Source organism: Alkalibaculum bacchi (genome assembly GCF_003317055.1).
GTDB classification, from domain to species: Bacteria; Bacillota; Clostridia; order Eubacteriales; family Alkalibacteraceae; genus Alkalibaculum; species Alkalibaculum bacchi.
Window position 1 is genome coordinate 15,150 of the sequence record NZ_QNRX01000022.1, and the last position, 17,570, is coordinate 32,719.

Annotated in this window: 12 protein-coding genes; 1 reads left to right on the top strand and 11 read right to left on the bottom strand. The window is 40.6% G+C overall.

What is annotated here, in order from left to right:
- Positions 1–203: 203 nt before the first annotated feature.
- From DES36_RS13070 to prfA, 8 genes are all read right to left on the bottom strand, one after another.
- Positions 204–878, bottom strand: a complete 675-nt coding sequence (locus tag DES36_RS13070; protein ID WP_113921659.1) for a YwmB family TATA-box binding protein — start codon at positions 876–878, stop codon at positions 204–206.
- 873 nt (positions 879–1,751) lie between these two features.
- Positions 1,752–2,189: a deoxycytidylate deaminase gene (locus tag DES36_RS13075; protein ID WP_113921660.1), complete on the bottom strand. Its 438-nt coding sequence runs from the start codon at positions 2,187–2,189 to the stop codon at positions 1,752–1,754.
- Between the two features lie 267 nt (positions 2,190–2,456).
- Positions 2,457–3,323 carry a lipoyl synthase gene (gene lipA / locus DES36_RS13080; protein ID WP_113921661.1) on the bottom strand — a complete coding sequence of 289 codons (867 nt, stop codon included), beginning with the start codon at positions 3,321–3,323 and terminating at the stop codon, positions 2,457–2,459.
- 1,003 nt (positions 3,324–4,326) lie between these two features.
- Complete coding sequence (gene larC / locus DES36_RS13095; protein ID WP_113921664.1) at positions 4,327–5,502, bottom strand: nickel pincer cofactor biosynthesis protein LarC; 1,176 nt, start codon at positions 5,500–5,502, stop codon at positions 4,327–4,329.
- 162 nt (positions 5,503–5,664) lie between these two features.
- Positions 5,665–6,156 (bottom strand): low molecular weight protein arginine phosphatase, encoded by a 492-nt coding sequence (locus DES36_RS13100; protein ID WP_113921665.1) that lies wholly within the window; start codon positions 6,154–6,156, stop codon positions 5,665–5,667.
- Between the two features lie 16 nt (positions 6,157–6,172).
- Positions 6,173–7,222: an L-threonylcarbamoyladenylate synthase gene (locus DES36_RS13105; protein ID WP_113921666.1), complete on the bottom strand. Its 1,050-nt coding sequence runs from the start codon at positions 7,220–7,222 to the stop codon at positions 6,173–6,175.
- A gap of 779 nt (positions 7,223–8,001) precedes the next feature.
- Positions 8,002–8,742 carry a ZIP family metal transporter gene (locus DES36_RS13110; RefSeq protein WP_113921667.1) on the bottom strand — a complete coding sequence of 247 codons (741 nt, stop codon included), beginning with the start codon at positions 8,740–8,742 and terminating at the stop codon, positions 8,002–8,004.
- Positions 8,743–9,319: 577 nt separating this feature from the next.
- On the bottom strand, positions 9,320–10,387 hold the full coding sequence (gene prfA / locus DES36_RS13115; protein ID WP_113921668.1) for a peptide chain release factor 1: 1,068 nt from the start codon (positions 10,385–10,387) through the stop codon (positions 9,320–9,322).
- A gap of 568 nt (positions 10,388–10,955) precedes the next feature.
- Between prfA and DES36_RS13120 the strand changes: the two genes are divergently transcribed.
- Entirely contained in the window at positions 10,956–11,423 is a 468-nt protein-coding gene (locus DES36_RS13120; RefSeq protein WP_113921669.1) for a CBS domain-containing protein, read from the top strand.
- A 569-nt stretch (positions 11,424–11,992) separates the two neighbouring features.
- Here DES36_RS13120 and DES36_RS13125 read toward each other — a convergent pair.
- The 3 genes from DES36_RS13125 to DES36_RS13135 form a co-directional block, all read right to left on the bottom strand.
- The gene (locus tag DES36_RS13125) at positions 11,993–13,102 is read right to left on the bottom strand and encodes an aminopeptidase (protein WP_113921670.1); all 1,110 of its coding nucleotides are present in this window, start codon (positions 13,100–13,102) and stop codon (positions 11,993–11,995) included.
- Between the two features lie 1,000 nt (positions 13,103–14,102).
- On the bottom strand, positions 14,103–16,538 hold the full coding sequence (locus DES36_RS13130) for an ATP-dependent Clp protease ATP-binding subunit (RefSeq protein ID WP_113921671.1): 2,436 nt from the start codon (positions 16,536–16,538) through the stop codon (positions 14,103–14,105).
- A 14-nt stretch (positions 16,539–16,552) separates the two neighbouring features.
- Positions 16,553–17,566 (bottom strand): protein arginine kinase, encoded by a 1,014-nt coding sequence (locus DES36_RS13135; RefSeq protein WP_113921672.1) that lies wholly within the window; start codon positions 17,564–17,566, stop codon positions 16,553–16,555.
- Positions 17,567–17,570 lie beyond the last annotated feature (4 nt).

Genomic DNA, 17,570 nt, shown 5'->3' on the forward strand with positions numbered 1-17,570 from the left:
TATATGGTTCATATGCTTATAGTTAGTTTGTAAAGATCCTTCGCTTCGCTCCAGGATGACGGCGCTTGCGGCTAGCAATCAGCGTCCAGCCGTTAGGGTTTAGGTATTCCGGCGTCAAGGGCTTATCTCACCCGAAGGCGAGTAAGGTTTTGCTTACCACCTTACCACCTTGAAGCTTACCACCTTGAAGCTTACCACCTTAATTAATAATCTCCATATATAAGCGGTGTGCCTACAATAACATACGCTCTATCCTCATCAGCATTGCATTTTATCGCTATATTCATATTGACTTTATTTCCTCCGGTGGTGATGTGATTTTGGATTGTTTTGTTGTAGCCACTGGTGGTTAAGAAGTTTTCGCGGATAAAACCACCTTCTATGAAATCTGTATTTGTTTCTTGTAGTGCTTTTGCTGTAATATCTTTCATTTCTTGTTCCATAATTTCTCTATCGAAACTTCCTTTATACATTAAGAAAATTTGGTATTCTGTATTTGACTTTGCTAATGTCTTTTTTATTTCCCTGTACAGATTTAGATCCTTTTTATCTTTTAAAATGAAATCAACACTGGTTACCAGGTCATTTTCAATTTTGTGAAACACGCTCTTCTGCTCCCCAACATAACAAATCTCCTTATGAGGCATTTGTATAGAAGTTGTTTGGCTTTTGTCTATATTTAATGTGGTCTTTATTTCGTCTATGTCTATTGGCGTTTTTAAATCAATATGTACTTCAATGCTGTCTAAATGGGCATCTGTAGCTTCAAAGCTTTTCGCGAGAACTTTCTCTTCGTCCTTTTGGAAGGGATAAAAGGCACTTCCTATGGTAAAGGAAATACAGGTTATAAGGCTTAGGATTAGAATGGCTTTTTTCATTGGGCGGGCAACTCCTTTTTTTCAAGGTGGTAGGGTGGTAAGGTGGTAAGGTGGTAAGGTGGTAAGGTGGTAAGGTGGTAAGGTGGTAAGGTGGTAAGGTGGTAAGCAAATATGCGACTTGCGTCGCAGTGAATAATGCACACGGAACAATGAATAGTTAACAATATAAAGGATTATTGAGTGGGATATTTGTACTGTTCCATGTTCAGTGTTCATTTTTCATTGTTCATTGAAGGTTTTTGCATTTTGTTCTAATGATCGTTTCGTATATGGTTCATATGCTTATAGTTAGTTTGTAAAGATCCTTCGCTTCGCTCCAGGATGACGGGGCCTGTGGCCAGCAATCGGCGTTCAGCCGCCAGAGCTTAAGTATTCCTCTGGGGTCAGGGCTATCTCGCCTATAGGCGAGTAAGATTTTTCTTACCACCTGGGAGTAATACCTGATTTGTCCTGACCAAAGGGAAAGAGAAATCAAGTGGTATTACCCCTGTCAAGGTTGGCGAGGTTTGTAGCGACTAGAAGGAGCTAGAAATCCGCAACCTACCACTTACCACCTTACCACCTTATTTATGTAAAAAGGAAGTTATAAGTATCTCTCTTATATTGTAAAAGGGGGATAAAACAATATTAAAGTACTTGTAACTTCCTTGTTCATTAGAAGTATTACCTGAGGAAGGGTTTTTATACTTCTTTATTCATTTTTTTTATTTTAATTGTGGGTTTTAAAAAATTAGATGAGATTACGCTGGGCGTAATCAATTTAGAATTTAGAATTATAAAACGAGGAGTTTAAGATGACGTTGCGAGCCTTTACCTCGCCCGAAGGCGAGTAAGGTTTTGCTTACTACCTTACCACCTTACCACCTTACCACCTTACCACCTTATCATAAGTATTCCTGCTTCTTCTAACAAGCTCATGGCATACTGATCGGGGTAATCGGAGGTGTAGACGATTCGTTTTATATTAGCATTGATTAGCATTTTGGCGCAGAGGACGCAGGGACTGTGGGTGATGTAGATTGTGGCTTCTGCTATGCTTACTCCGTGGACGGCAGCTTGGATGATTGCGTTTTGCTCTGCGTGGATAGCTCGGCAGAGTTCGTGCTTTTCACCAGAAGGTATCCCACGCTGCTCCCTAAGGCAACCTATATCTCCACAATGGGCAATGCCCGATGGAGCTCCATTATAGCCTGTGGCGATGATTCTTTTGTCTTTTACAATTATTGCAGCTACTTGCCTACGTAGGCAGGTAGATCTTTTCTTTACGACATCGAGCATTTCAATAAAATACTCATCCCATGATGGACGCATGTGTTCAACTCCTTTTTGTTGGTTCATTAGACGGTTGGTCGGGAAAGGCATTTTAAGCATTCCTTTTGGGTCTTGGGCTGGGGTCTTTCTCTGCGGTCTAAGATCCTTCGCTACGCTCTAGGATGACAATGCAGGGGCTCGGGTCAATAATAGCCACCATTAGGTGGCTTAATGCGGAACGGTGAAACACCGTTCCCTCCCTCGCCCGAAGGCGAGTTTTCCACCTTCCACCTTCCACTTTCCACTTTCCACCTTCCACTTTCCACTCTAAGGGTTTTGCTTACCACCTTCGAGGCTATCCATGGCTTCGAAGGCATTATACGAGCTCCTTACAAATGGATCTGAGGCTACGTATTTGAAGCCTAGTTCTAGAGCTTGGGCTTTGTAGGCTGCGAAGGTGTCGGGGTGGATATACTCTACTACTTCGTGGTGTTGTTTTGATGGGGCTAGGTATTGACCTACTGTTAGTAGGTCACAGTCTACTGCTCTTAGGTCTTTAAAAGTTTGGATTACTTCATCAAAGGTTTCTCCCAAGCCTACCATGATTCCTGATTTGGTTATAGTCTTTGGATCTATTTTTTTTGCCTTTTGGAGTAATTCAAGAGATCTTTCGTATACGGCTTTTGGGCGCACTTCTGGGTAAAGGCGTGGAATGGTTTCAATATTGTGATTAAGTATTTCTGGTTTTTCATCTATAACCTTTTTTAAGGCTTCCTCATTCCCTTGGAAGTCTGGAATAAGAACTTCTACTGTTATACCTTGATTTAAGTTTCTGATTTCTTTAATAACTTTTGCAAAATGTCCCGCACCACCGTCTGGTAAATCGTCCCTAGTTACGGATGTAATTACCACATGCTTCATGCCCATTTTCTTAATGGCTTCTGCTACGTTTAAAGGTTCATTTTCATCAACTTGACCGGGTTTTTGTTTATCTACATTACAAAAAGTACAGTTTCTAGTGCAGTGTTTTCCTAGTATCATAAAAGTAGCTGTTTTCTTTTCGAAACATTCCATTCTATTAGGGCAGTTTGCTTCTTCGCATACAGAATGCAGATTTAAGCTTCGAAGCATTTCAGTTACTTCTCTCGTTTTTGTAGCACTGGCTTTTATTTTTAACCATTCTGGTTTTTGCATGGTATCTCCTACCTTTCAGTTTGTTATTGATGTATCGTTGTCTTTTGTAACTAATTAGGTTTAAATATTTTTGGTGGAAAGTGGAATGCGGAATGTGGAAAAACGCGGATTAGTGTTCTGCTTTAACATTTTTAGGTTGCGTGTAGGTCGTTCCTAGGGATTCTCCGCTTCGCTCTAGGATGACAAAAGCAGGAGCTTGGGTCGGCTTTGGGGTCTTGGATCCTTCGCTTCGCTCTAGGATGACAAAAGCAGGAGCTTGGGTCGGCTTTGGGGTCTTGGATCCTTCGCTTCGCTCTAGGATGACAAAAGCAGGAGCTTGGGTCGGCTTTGGGGTCTTGGATCTTTCGCTTCGCTCCAGGATGACAAAAGCAGGAGCTTGGGTTGGCTTTGGGGTCAAGGATCCTTCGCTACGCTCTAGGATGACAAAAGCAGGAGCTTGGGTTGGCTTTGGGGGTCAAGGATCCTTCGCTACGCTCCAGGATGACAAAAGCAGGAGCTGGGGTTGGCTTTGGGGTCTTGGATCCTTCGCTTCGCTCCAGGATGACAAAAGCAGGAGCTTGGGTCGGCTTGGGGGTCAAGGATCCTTCGCTTCGCTCCAGGATGACAAAAGCAGGAGCTTGGGTCGGCTTTGGGGTCTTGGATCCTTCGCTTCGCTCCAGGATGACAAAAGCAGGAGCTTGGGTTGGCTTTGGGGTCTTGGATCCTTCGCTTCGCTCCAGGATGACAAAAGCAGGAGCTGGGGTCGGCTTTGGGGTCTTGGATCCTTCGCTTCGCTCCAGGATGACAAAAGCAGGAGCTTGGGCCGGCTTTTGGGTCTTGGATCCTTCGCTTCGCTCCAGGATGACAAAAGCAGGAGCTTGGGTCGGCTTTGGGGTCAAGGATCCTTCGCTTCGCTCCAGGATGACAAAAGCAGGAGCTGGGGTTTTTACCTCGCCTTCGGCGAGTTGCTTTTGCTGACCACCTGACCACCTGACCACCTGACCACCTGACCACCTTATTAATCTTACCACCTTAGTTCACTATATATAGTTCTAAATACTTCACCTACAGATAAATTATGTTCTTTCGCAATCTTCTTTGCGTCTTCGTATTCTATTGTTCTTTTGGTGATGTCTTCGTATTTTGCTTCTTTTATTTTTACTTCTCCCAGTGTTGATGAGAAGTTTGTTATGGTTCTTTTCATGATGGATCTCGTGGATGGGATGGCTCTTATACCTAGGGTGGTTGTGTATTTAAAGATGACTTTTTTTAGTCTCGTATGGTCTTCTTCTTTGCAGATGACGGTTAGTTCATAGGCTGGTCGGTTTTTTTTCATGAAAATGGGGGTGAAATTTGCGTCTAGTGCTCCCTCTTCAATAATCACCTCTAAGGCAAAACCTAGTTCTTCTCCAGTCATATCGTCTATATTGCACCGAAGCAAAATAACTTGATCTTCATTATTATCGATAGCTTGTAATATATATGCCCTAAGAATATTTGCTTTTGGAAAGTCCTTTTTACCGGCGCCAATTCCAATCTTTTCAATGATATAGTTCTTAGGTAATTGATTCCTTGTTTTTAATGCTGCTACTATAGCTGCACCTGTTGGCGTCACCATTTCTCCCTCTGTGTCTGTTAATTTTAGTTGAAGATTTTCTCCTTTTGCAATTTCCACTACTGCAGGAACAGGTACTGGGATAATTCCATGCTGACATTTTACATGTCCATGACCTTCGTATATAGGAGATACGATAACTTGTTCGATTTTTAGATTGTCAATGCAAATAGCTACAGCTACAATATCTACAATAGAATCAATAGCTCCTACCTCATGAAAATGCACTTCTTCTATGCTCTTGCCATGAACCTTAGCTTCTGCTTCGGCTATAATTTTAAAGGTTTTTAGAGCTATTTCTTTAGCGTTTTGCGTAATATTAGAGCTTGAGATAATTTGATTGATGTCTTTGATATTTCTGTGGAAGTGATGTTGTTTGTGATGCTCTTCTAATATCACATTAAAATCCTTGGCACAAATCCCACATTTACTTGTCTGGGATATTTTTATTTTATATCCATCTATATTAAGGCTTTTGAGGCCTTGTAGTAAAGTCTCTTCATCTGCTCCTAAGTCAAGCAAAGCCGCAACAGTCATATCACCGCTTATGCCTGAGTAGCATTCAAGATAGAGTATGTTTTTCATTTGAGTACGGATCTCCTTTTTTTATAAGGTCGTGCAAAAGCATTGCTTAGCTGGGCTCTGTAGGTCTTAGATCCTTCGCTTCGCTCCAGGATGACAAAAGCAGGAGCTAGGGTCCTTTTCTCGCCTGAAGGCGAGTATTGCTTTTGCTGACCACCTGACCACCTAAAGTACTAATTTCAAAATCTTCTCCAATATCCTCTTTATTTCTTTCGCAGTTTCCCTATAAACGCCAATCGACTGACCGTAAGGGTCGGCTAGGTTCATTTGGTCTATGTTTAATTGGTAATCTGGGTCTTGTGTTCGTCCTTTTTTTTCTAGGAGTAAAGATAAGTATTCTTTTAGTGTAAAGGTCTTTTCTATGGCCTTGGCGTATTTGCGTATTACACTGTCTGTATGGTAGTGAGTCATGGTTAGGATTAAATCGGCTTCTTCTATTAGCTCTTCCGTTAGTATTTGCGAGATGTGATTTCTTATGTCTATGCCCATTTTCGACATGACATCAATGGCCTTTTGGTTTGCAGGCTCGCTGAAGAACACATCGGTGCCTGCTGATTTTATTATAATGTCTTCACCTTTAAGAAGATCCTTCATTATTCCCTCAGCCATACTACTCCGGCAAGTATTGCCTGTACAGACGAATAAGATATTTTTCATATTATTTCTCACCACCTTATTCCACTTCAATTATATCAAATCCCGCAGCCTTATTCAGCCTATTGGATATGGCTAGTTCTTTGCCCTGATTGCTGAATCCTTCGGATAGGATGATTTGTATGTCTTCTTCATCAAAGGCTCTTAGGGAGTCAAATAGTTTTGCCATTATGGTATCTGGTTTGGAGCGTTGGCCCATGGTGATTACTTTGTCGGCTTTGTACTCTTTTTTTGTTTCTTCTGTGGCTAAGACGCCTACCTTTTTCCCTTGTTTTTGATATTCTTGGGTGAGTTCGTTTATGGCTTTTACTACTTTTACCCTATCCCCTTTTATGATTTTCATAGGTGCTTTTGGAGCGTAGTGTTTGTATTTCATCCCTGGGGATTTTGCTTTTATTCGCGTTGTTTGGTGTAGGATTGCTTGATCTATTTGAACCTGTCCTATTACTTCTTTTATTGCCTCGAAGGTAATCGCTCCTGGCCTAAGGATATTAGGAATAGGCTCTGTTAGATCAATTACGGTGGATTCTAATCCTATGGTGCTGTCGTCAGATGTGATAATGGCGTCTATTCTTCCATCTAAGTCCTCAATAACATGCTTTGCCTTTGTGGGGCTAGGTTTTCCTGATATATTGGCACTAGGGGCAGCTATTGGTGTATTGGCTTCTTCTATTAAACATCTTGCGATTTTATTAGAAGGCATTCGAATGGCCACTGTTTCAAGGCCTGCTGTAATAATCCTTGGAACGATGCTTGATTTTTTAAAGATCATCGTCAACGGACCTGGCCAAAAGGTTTTGGCTAGAAGTTTGGCTGTCTCAGGTATCTCTTCAACCAGCTTTTCTAACATATTCATATTGGATATGTGAAGGATTAAGGGATTGTCAGAAGGTCTACCCTTAGCAATATAGATTTTTTTTACGGCCTCTTCATTTAAACCATCTGCACCTAAACCATAGACCGTCTCCGTTGGCATAGCTACCGTTCCTTTATTATTGATAATATCCGCAGCCTGTCGAATCAATTCCATATTTAGATTTTCGCTGCTTATATTAAATACTTTTGTCATATAATTTACTTCCTTTGCTTTACTGTCTGGATTTACTATTAATAGGAATTATAACATAGAGCGGAAATTTGTGCGAGAGTGAAATGGATCTCTGAGGTGGAGTCTAAGGCATTGCTTGGGTTGGGTCCGGGGGTCCTAGATCCTTCGCTTCGCTCCAGGATGACTCCTGACGCAGTCTAAGGCATTGCTTGGGTTGGGCTTTGCAGGTCCTAGATCCTTCGCTTCGCTCCAGGATGACTACTGGCGGGTCTAAGGCATTGCTAGGGTTGGGCTTTGCAGGTCCTAGATCCTTCGCTTCGCTCCAGGATGACTCCTGGCGGGTCTAAGGCATTGCTTGGGTTGGGCTTTGCAGGTCCTAGATCCTTCGCTTCGCTCCAGGATGACTCCTGGCGGAGTCTAAGGCATTGCTTGGGTTGGGCTTTGCAGGTCCTAGATCCTTCGCTTCGCTCAAGGATGACTCCTGGTGGAGTCTAAGGCATTGCTTGGGTTGGGCTTTGCAGGTCCTAGATCCTTCGCTTCGCTCCAGGATGACTCCTGGCGGAGTCTAAGGCATTGCTCGGGTTGGGCTTTGCAGGTCCTAGATCCTTCGCTTCGCTCAAGGATGACTACTGGCGGAGTCTAAGGCATTGCTTGGGTTGGGCTTTGCAGGTCCTAGATCCTTCGCTTCGCTCCAGGATGACTACTGCAGGAGCTTGGGTCTTTAGCTCGCCTTAGGCGAGTTTTGGTTTTGCTGACCACCTTACCACCTCCTTACCACCTTACCACCTGACCACCTGACTTCACCCCAGCCATTTGGTCAGCAGTATTCCACATATGATTCCAAATATAATAGAAAAACCAGAGGTGCGGCCTTTCCAGAGGGCGCTGGATTTGGGGATGATTTCTTGGCAGGTGATAAATAACATAGCTCCCCCTGCAAAGCCTAGACACAAGCCTATGAAGTTTTTTGATACATTTCCGATATAGCCCCCTATCCAGGCCCCTATGCCCATGGGCACCCCTGCATATATAGTGTAGAGGAGTATTTTAATTTTTGAGATTCCACTAATACTTAAAGGGGCTGCCATAGCCATGCCTTCTGGTATATTGTGGATGAGGATAATAATTGCCAAGCTAATTCCTAAGTGTGGATCTGCCACAAGGCCTGAACCTATAGCTAGTCCTTCGGGAAAATTATGGGCTGCAATACTAATGCCCATTAATGTTCCAGTTTTGAGAAATTCATTTTTCATATGACTCCCTGAGAAATGAAAAGAAAGCACCTGATCAACTGCACTAATTAATGCTACCCCTATTATGATCCCTATTATAGATATTCCTAATCCAGACATAAAAGCTTCAGGCAATAAGTCAAAACATACGATAGAAATCATTAGTCCACCCGAAAAACCTAGGGTAAAGCTAAAGAGGCGATTAGATGGGTTTGTAATTACAAAAGAAGAAAAGCCTCCCAATCCTGTCCCAATAGTCCCAGCTAGAAATCCTAGCAGTGTGATTTTAAACAATGTATCAAAGTTCATTCAAAAGCCCCCTGTGTTTTTTTATGTAGATTTGTTATTTTTTATTTATATTCGGTTTGGGGAGAAATTAGAAGTGAATTGAGGGGGGGGATTAAGGTGGTCAGGTGATCGAATATGCGACTTACGTCGCAGTGAATAGTGAACATGGAACAATGAATAATGAACAATATAAAGGGTAGTTGAGTCGCATATTTGTACTGTTCTGTGTTCAATGTTCAATGTTCATTTTTCATTGTTCTTTAAAGGTTTTTTTATTTTGTTCTAATGATAGCTTATTACATGGTTTATTTGCTTAATAGTTAGTGCGTAGGGATCCTTCGCTACGCTCAAGGATGACGAGGCCAGCGGTCAGCGGTCAGTGTTTGGGTATTCCTTTCGGGTCCTCTCTGCGGGTGTCTCTTTAGGCGGATCAGGTCATCCGCCACTAAGATTTTAGATGTAGAAGCCGTGAAACTACAAATAATCATTATCTGGCTGGAAGGCACGCACTAGGATTTACCTTACCACCTGACCACCTGACCACCTGACCACCTGACCACCTGCATAACAAAAAAGCTCCCTTACGGAAGCTTTTTTGTTATGCTTGACTCTTCAATTTTTCAGCTTGATCTGTTGTTACTAGGGCTTCGATCATTTCTTCGATTTCACCGTCTAGGAAGGCATCTAGTTTGTAGATGGTTAGACCTATTCTGTGGTCGGTTATTCGACCTTGTGGGAAGTTGTAGGTTCTGATTCTTTCGCTTCGGTCTCCTGTTCCTACTTGGCTCTTTCTATTTTCAGCTATTTCGGCATTTTGTTTGCTTTGCTCTATTTCGTATAGTTTAGCCTTTAAAATTTTCATGGCCTTTTCTTTGTTTTTTAGCTGTGATTTTTCATCTTGGCAAGTTACTACTAAGTTTGTTGGTAAATGGGTAATACGCACTGCTGAGTCTGTGGTATTGACACTTTGCCCTCCATTACCAGAAGAACGATATACATCTACTTTTAGATCGTTTTGATTGATATCAATTTCTACATCTTCTGCTTCTGGTAATACAGCTACAGTTATAGTGGATGTATGAATTCGTCCACCTGATTCTGTAGTTGGTATTCTTTGTACTCGATGAACACCGCTTTCGTATTTTAGTTTACTATAAACGCCGTCTGCATTAATAGAGAATACAATTTCTTTTATACCACCGAGTTCTGGAATATTTGAACTCATGATTTCATATTTCCAGCCTTGTCTTTCCGCATATCGCGTATACATTCTAAACAAATCCCCTGCAAAAAGAGCTGCCTCACTACCACCAGCACCTGCCCGGATTTCTACAATAACACTTTTATCATCATTAGGATCTTGAGGTAAAAGAAGGATTTTTAATTCTTCTTTTAAAGTTTTTTCTTTTTCTTCTAATTCGTTTAATTCTACTTGTACCATTTCTTTAAATTCTTTATCGGACTCTTCTTGAAGCATTTCTTTTGATTCTTCTATTGAATTTAATATATCTCTGTATTCTCTAAACTTGACGATAATGGGATCTAATTTTGCGTGTTCTTTGACAAACTTTTTCCATTCCGTTTGATTCCCAATGATTTCAGGATCGCTGATTTTTTGTTCAAGATCTATAAATTTACGTTCTATTGCTTCTAATTTATCTAACATTTTTACCCTCCAAAATACATCTGTTGGAATTATACCACACTTTAGCTAAAAGCGGAAAGTGGAAAGCGGAACTTTATATTAAATTTTGTTACTAAAATAAGATTGGTTTATAATAGTTTATTTAGTGCGCTTTCGCGAACAATTGAGAATTTATTGAACAAGGTGGTCAGAAAAAGCATTCTAGGGTCAGGATTTGGGGTCTTAGATCCTTCGCTTCGCTCCAGGATGACAGGCCCTACGGCCAGCGATCAGCGTTCAGCCACCAGAGCTTGGGTATTCCTCTGGGGTCTAAGGCTTATCTCGCCTAAAGGCGAGTTCTGGTTTTGCTAACACCTGGGAGTAATACCTGATTTGTCTTGACCAAAGGGAAAGAGAAATCAAATGGTATTACCCCTGTCAAGGTTGGCGAGGTTTGTAGCGACTAATAGGAGCTACAAGCCCGCAACCTACGACAGACCACCTGACCACCTGACTATTTTCTCCTCTTCACAATTCTAACTTTAAAAGTTTCCCCATTTCGCTTTCCGCATTCCGCTTTAAATTGATTGTTAAATGTTGTATAATAATTATGTTAAGATTTATTAATATTTGTTTTGGAGGAGATGTCTTGAAGAATATTTTGTTTTTTCTTTTACCGAAGAAGGATGTTGTTTTCTTGAATGTTAATTGTTCGTTGAAATTTGCTTTGGAGGTAATGGAGACAAATGATTATAGCTCAATCCCCATAATAAGCGACAGAGGTAAATATATAGGAGCCGTTACACAAGGGGATTTGCTTTGGGCATTTAAAAATAATCCTCATATTCATTTTGACAACTGTGGTAAATATGATTTAAAGGATATTACCCTACATAAAAAAATTGAGTCTGTTAGAATTGATCAACCTCTAGAAGAGATTATTAATATGGCAAAACATCAAAACTTCATCCCTGTGACAGATGACAATGGAACCTTTATAGGCATTATTAGAAGGCAGGATGTCATCGACTACTTATTGAGTGTACTGCAGGAAGAAGATCAGTATCAGATTGGGTGAGTGCGGGTGGTCAGCAAAAACACTCGCCTATGGGCGAGATAAGGAAAAATAAGATCCTTCGCTCCGCTCTAGGATGACAAAAGCAGGAGCTTGGGTCCTTTACTCGCCTTCGGGCGAGGTAAGGAAAAGCAAGATCCTTCGCTCCGCTCTAGGATGACAAAAGCAGGAGCTTGGGTCCTTTACTCGCCTTCGGGCGAGGTAAGGAAAAGCAAGATCCTTCGCTCCGCTCTAGGATGACAAAAGCAGGAGCTTGGGTCCTTTACTCGCCTTCGGGCGAGGTAAGGAAAAGCAAGATCCTTCGCTCCGCTCTAGGATGACAAAAGCAGGAGCTTGGGTCCTTTACTCGCCTTCGGGCGAGGTATTGTTGGGAACGACGCCCTCGTCGTTGCGCCATTAAGCCACCAAGGGTGGCTAAAATGCCTTTGCTTACCACCTGGGAGTAATACCTGATTTGTCTTGACCAAAGGGAAAGAGAAATCAAATGGTATTACCCCTGTCAAGGTTGGCGAGGTTTGTAGCTACTAATAGGAGCTACAAGCCCGCAACCTACGACAGACCACCTTACCACCTTATTTTAGTCTTTCCGGGTTCAGACATTCCAGCTCTGGGAGGACGAATATACCGTCTTTTCGAATAAGAACGTCGTCAAAGTAGATTTCTCCTCCGCCGTATTCTGGGGTTTGGATGTTTACTAGGTCCCAGTGGACGGAGGATTTGTTTCCGTTATTCGCTTCTTCGTATGCCATTCCTGGGGTAAAGTGGAAACTTCCCATGATTTTTTCATCGAATAAAGTATCTTTCATTGGGTGGATGATATAAGGGTTTACGCCTATAGCAAATTCTCCTATATATCGAGCACCTTCGTCGCTGTCTAGTACTTGATTTAATCTCTCTGTATTATTGGAAGTAGCCTTAATAATTTTTCCATCTTTAAATTCAAAACATATGTCCTGATACGTGAAGCCTTGGTATTCTGATAGTGTGTTGTACGTAATTACTCCATTAACAGAATCTTTGACAGGTGCTGTGAATACTTCACCGTCTGGAATATTTTCTTTTCCATCACATTTTATTGCTGGTAAGTCTTTAATAGAAAAACGTAAGTCTGTTCCTGGTCCTGTAATTCTTACTTTGTCTGTTTTGTTCATTAAGTTAACTAAAGAATCCATTGCTACGGACATTTTTCCGTAGTCTACATTGCATACATCAAAATAAAAGTCCTCAAAAGCTTCTAAACTAGTAGTAGCAAGTTGAGCCATAGCGTAATTTGGGTATCTTAGTATTACCCATTTTGTTTTATTTACACGATAATCTAATACTGGTCTTAAAATCTTGCTCTGTAGGACTAATTTTTCAGAGGGAACATCCGATAATTCTGATGTATTCGGACTTGCGCTAATGGCAATATACGCATCCATTTGTTTCATTTTGTGTAAACTATAATCTAATTGAATCTGTAATTGTTCTTCACTAGTTCCCATTAATATTTCTCTGCTAACGGAACTATCTCCAATTTCTACAAAAGGGTATCCGCCAACAGCGTATACTTCTTTAACTAATTGTTTAACTAAATCCTTCCCCTCTATGCCGGACAAGGAGATAAGTACCTTTTCACCCTTTTGTACGCTGCAAGAGTAATTTACGAGATTTTTGGCTAATGTTTTGATTCGTGGATCCATGTGCATTCCTCCATTTTCTTTTTAAGGTGGTAAGGTGGTAAGGTGGTCAGGTAGTAAGGTGGTAAGGTGGTAAGCAAATATGCGACTTACGTCGCAATGAACGATGAACATGGAACAATGAGTAACTAACAGTATATGAATACTTTACAAGAATAGCATATTTGTACTGTTCATTGTTCAATGTTCATTTTTTATTTTTCAATTAATGTAAATCTTTATAGTATGCAGTGTATATCTTGGTAGTTCGTTCGTAAAGATCCTTCGCTTCGCTCCAGGATGACTGGAGTAGGGGCTCTACGAGTGTGTCTCGGTGGGTTAAAGATCCTTCGCTTCGCTTCAGGATGACTGGGATAGGAGCTCTACCAGTGTGTCTCGGTGGGTTAAAGATCCTTCGCTTCGCTCCAGGATGACTGGGGTAGGGGCTCTACCAGTGTGTCTCGGTGGGTTAAAGATCCTTCGCTTCGCTCCAGGATGACTGGAGTAGGGGCTCTACCAGTGTGTCTCGATGGGTTAAAGATCCTTCGCTTCGCTTCAGGATGACTGGGGTAGGGGCTCTACCAGTGTGTCTCGGTGGGTTAAAGATCCTTCGCTTCGCTCCAGGATGACTGGAGTAGGGGCTCTACGAGTGTGTCTCGGTGGGTTAAAGATCCTTCGCTTCGCTCCAGGATGACCGGGCCTGCGGCCAGCTATTAGCGGTCAGCAGCCAGGGTTTAGGTATTTCTTTTGGATCTTAAATCCTTCGCTTCGCTCCGGATGACTCCTAATGGGGTCAAAGGCTTATCTCGCCCGAAGGCGAGTTTTGCTTTTGCTGACCACCTGGGAGTAATACCTGATTTGTCTTGACCAAAGGCAAAGAGAAATCAAATGGTATTACCCCTGTCAAGGTTGGCGAGGTTTGTAGCGACTAATAGGAGCTACAAGCCCGCAACCTACGACAGACCACCTTACCACCTAAAAACCAATCTATGTATCAAGCAAAAAAGGCACATACGTGCCTTTTTTATACCTTTACAAACTTCAGCTCGTCATTTTCTACTGTTGCCTTGATTTTAGCTCCTTGGAGTACATTGCCTCTTAGCATTTCTTCGGAGAGTTTATCTTCTATTTCCTTTTGGATGGTTCTTCTTAGTGGTCTTGCTCCGTATTCTAAATTGGTTCCTTTTGTAGCAATGAACTCTTTGGCACTTTGGTCAAATTCTAATTCGATTTCTAGTTCTACTAATCGTTTCGATAATTGTTTTAACATTAAGTCAATTATAGAATGAATGTGTTTATCGTCTAGTTGATGGAATACAATGACCTCGTCGATTCTGTTTAAGAATTCTGGTCTGAAGGTTTTTCTTAGCTCTTCCATGATATTGGTTCTCATCTTTTCGTATTGGCTTTCGGATTCGCTTTCAGATGTAGCAAAGCCTAGTGTTTTTTGTTTTCTAATTGTATGAGCACCAACATTTGATGTCATGATAACGACTGTGTTCTTAAAGTCTACTGTTCTTCCCTTACCATCTGTCAATCGACCATCTTCTAATATTTGAAGAAGGATATTAAATACATCTGGATGAGCTTTTTCGATTTCGTCTAGAAGGATTACAGAATAAGGTTTTCTTCTTACCTTTTCAGTCAATTGTCCGCCTTCGTCATATCCTACATATCCTGGAGGTGAACCAATGAGTCTAGACACGGTATGTTTTTCCATATATTCTGACATATCGATTCGTATCATTGCATCATCATCGCCAAACATAGATTCTGCAAGAGCCTTGCTGAGCTCTGTTTTTCCTACACCTGTTGGCCCTAAGAAGATAAAGGAACCTATTGGTCTCTTAGGGTCTTTTAGCCCTACTCTTGCTCTTCTAATAGCCTTAGATACCGCTTTTACGGCTTCGTCTTGCCCGATTACTCTCTTATGAAGAATACCCTCTAAATCTAGAAGTCTAGCAGATTCGTCTTTAGACAACTCTCTTACAGGTACCCCAGTCCAACTCGCTACAATATCGGCGATTTCTTCTGTTCCTACAACAGCTTCTTTGCTAATATTGTTTTTTTGTTTCCAAGATTCTTTTATGGTTTTTAGCTCTTCTTTGGCTTTGTTTTCTTGGTCTCTTATTTCAGCAGCTTTTTCAAAATCTTGTGATGCAACGGCTTCTTCTTTTTCTTGTTCTAATTTTTCAATTTTTAATTCAATTTCTTTTATATCTGGTGGAGCTGTTAATTGAGAAAGTCTTACCCTTGAAGCTGCTTCATCGATTAAGTCAATGGCTTTATCTGGTAGATAACGGTCATTAATATATCTAGAAGACAAATCAACTGCTGCATGAATGGCTTCTTCTGTAATGGTTACTTTGTGATGTGCTTCATATCGATCTCGAAGACCTCTCAGGATTTCTACAGCTTCTTCTTTGCTTGGTTCTCCAACATTTACTGGTTGGAATCTTCTTTCTAAAGCTGCATCTTTTTCAATATGTTTTTTGTACTCATCAAGAGTTGTAGCGCCAATTGCTTGTAGTTCTCCTCTTGATAAGGCAGGTTTCATAATATTAGAAGCATCAATAGCGCCCTCTGCAGCGCCTGCGCCGATAATCGTATGGAGTTCATCTATAAAGAGAATAATATTATCTGCATTTCTTATTTCCTCCATAGCACCTTTTAATCGGTCTTCAAATTCTCCACGATATTTAGCACCTGCTACCATAGAAGACATATCTAAAGAAACGACTCTCTTATTTTTAAGATTTTCAGGAATATTACCTTCCGCAATTTTTTGAGCCAAACCTTCTGCTACAGCTGTTTTGCCAACTCCTGGTTCTCCTATTAGAACTGGATTGTTTTTTGTTCTGCGGCTTAGTATTTGAATGACTCGTTCTATTTCTTTTTCACGGCCGATAACAGGGTCTAATTGACCTTGAGATGCCATAACGGTTAAATCTCTGCCGTATTTGTCTAATGTCTTTGTATTGCTGTTTTTTGCTACATTGCTTTTATTGCTTTGATTTACTGTATTGTTCATTAATTTGATGATTTCTTCTCTGATCTTTTCAAAATTCAGGTTCATATCCAGTAGAATTTTGGCGCCTACACCTTCCCCTTCTCGAATAAGTCCAAGTAAAATGTGCTCTGTTCCAATATAGCTTTGGTTTAGAGCTCTCGCTTCCATTAAACTGAGTTCTAAGATTTTCTTTGTTCTAGGAGTATAGCCTATAATCTCACTAACTTCTCTTTCTCCCTTGCCTACTAAATCTTCAATTTCTGTACACACACTTTCATATTCAATACCAAGATTCTTAAGAGCTATTGCTGCGATCCCTTCTCCTTCTTGAATTAATCCAAGAAGCAAGTGTTCAGACCCAATATAATTATGATTTAGTTTTTTTGCTTCTTCTTGTGATAATACTAATACTCTTTGCGCTTTTTCTGTAAATCTTCCAAAAATAGGCATATATTTGCCACCTCCTATGTATTGTTTTTCCCTAAAATTTTTCTTATATGCTCTGCTCTCGTGTTGTCTAATTTGTTTGTTATTGGAATCCCATAAGTATGGGATAAAATCCCTGGCTGAATCGATAATATCAATCGATTAATCTCTGAAATATCCTGCTCAATAATTTCTAAATCCGTTCCTAATCGGATAAGAGATATGAGCTTCATACTTTCTTCTACGGTGATTGTTCTTGCATTTTCTAATATTCCTAAAGCTCTAAAAACTTTGTCCTCAAGATATATTCTATTATTGATTAACATTTCATTTCTTACATTTCTTTCTCTTTTGATGATTTCTTTTATTACACTGTGTAAATTACGAATAATAGTTTCTTCATTGAGTCCCAGTGTTATTTGATTGGAAATCTGATATAAATCACCTAAAGATTGACTGCCTTCTCCATAGATACCTCTAATAGTGATGCCAAAGCGAGCTAATGTTTGAATCAAATCGTTCATTTGATTGCCTAAAGTTAAGGAAGGCAAATGAATCATAACAGAAGCTCTCATCCCTGTTCCTACATTACTTGGGCAAGCTGTTAAGTATCCGTATTTGTCATCAAAGGCATATCGAATTTTTTCCTCTAATATATCATCTATTTCATTGGCAATGTCAAAAGCACGGCGTAATTGAAAGCTATCTAATATGCATTGAATTCTTATATGATCCTCTTCATTTACCATAATACTCACATTTTCATCTTTGCGAATAAAAACAGCGGCTTCGTCATTCTTACTCCATTCCTTGCTCGCTAGATGTTTTTCTACTAACATTCGCTTTTCATTTGTGTTTAAATCCTTAACTTCCACTTTATTAAAAGAGGGCATAGATTGATCTTGATTGTTAAGAGCCCCTTCTACTAATTTAATTGCTTTTTTACTATCTTCTTCTTGAATCATAGCTGCAAAAGGCAAATCCTTAATATTTCGAGCTAATCGCACGCGACTGCTTATTACTATATCTTTTTCTTTATAATCAGTTGACATTTTA

Coding starts and splice junctions, on each gene's coding strand:
- DES36_RS13135 (WP_113921672.1), bottom strand. CDS start 17,566: ATGTCAACTGATTATAAAGAAAAAGATATAGTAATAAGCAGTCGCGTG.
- DES36_RS13070 (WP_113921659.1), bottom strand. CDS start 878: ATGAAAAAAGCCATTCTAATCCTAAGCCTTATAACCTGTATTTCCTTT.
- lipA (WP_113921661.1), bottom strand. CDS start 3,323: ATGCAAAAACCAGAATGGTTAAAAATAAAAGCCAGTGCTACAAAAACG.
- DES36_RS13110 (WP_113921667.1), bottom strand. CDS start 8,742: ATGAACTTTGATACATTGTTTAAAATCACACTGCTAGGATTTCTAGCT.
- larC (WP_113921664.1), bottom strand. CDS start 5,502: ATGAAAAACATACTCTATCTTGAATGCTACTCAGGCATAAGCGGTGAT.
- DES36_RS13130 (WP_113921671.1), bottom strand. CDS start 16,538: ATGCCTATTTTTGGAAGATTTACAGAAAAAGCGCAAAGAGTATTAGTA.
- DES36_RS13120 (WP_113921669.1), top strand. CDS start 10,956: ATGTTAAGATTTATTAATATTTGTTTTGGAGGAGATGTCTTGAAGAAT.
- DES36_RS13075 (WP_113921660.1), bottom strand. CDS start 2,189: ATGCGTCCATCATGGGATGAGTATTTTATTGAAATGCTCGATGTCGTA.
- DES36_RS13125 (WP_113921670.1), bottom strand. CDS start 13,102: ATGGATCCACGAATCAAAACATTAGCCAAAAATCTCGTAAATTACTCT.
- DES36_RS13105 (WP_113921666.1), bottom strand. CDS start 7,222: ATGACAAAAGTATTTAATATAAGCAGCGAAAATCTAAATATGGAATTG.
- DES36_RS13100 (WP_113921665.1), bottom strand. CDS start 6,156: ATGAAAAATATCTTATTCGTCTGTACAGGCAATACTTGCCGGAGTAGT.
- prfA (WP_113921668.1), bottom strand. CDS start 10,387: ATGTTAGATAAATTAGAAGCAATAGAACGTAAATTTATAGATCTTGAA.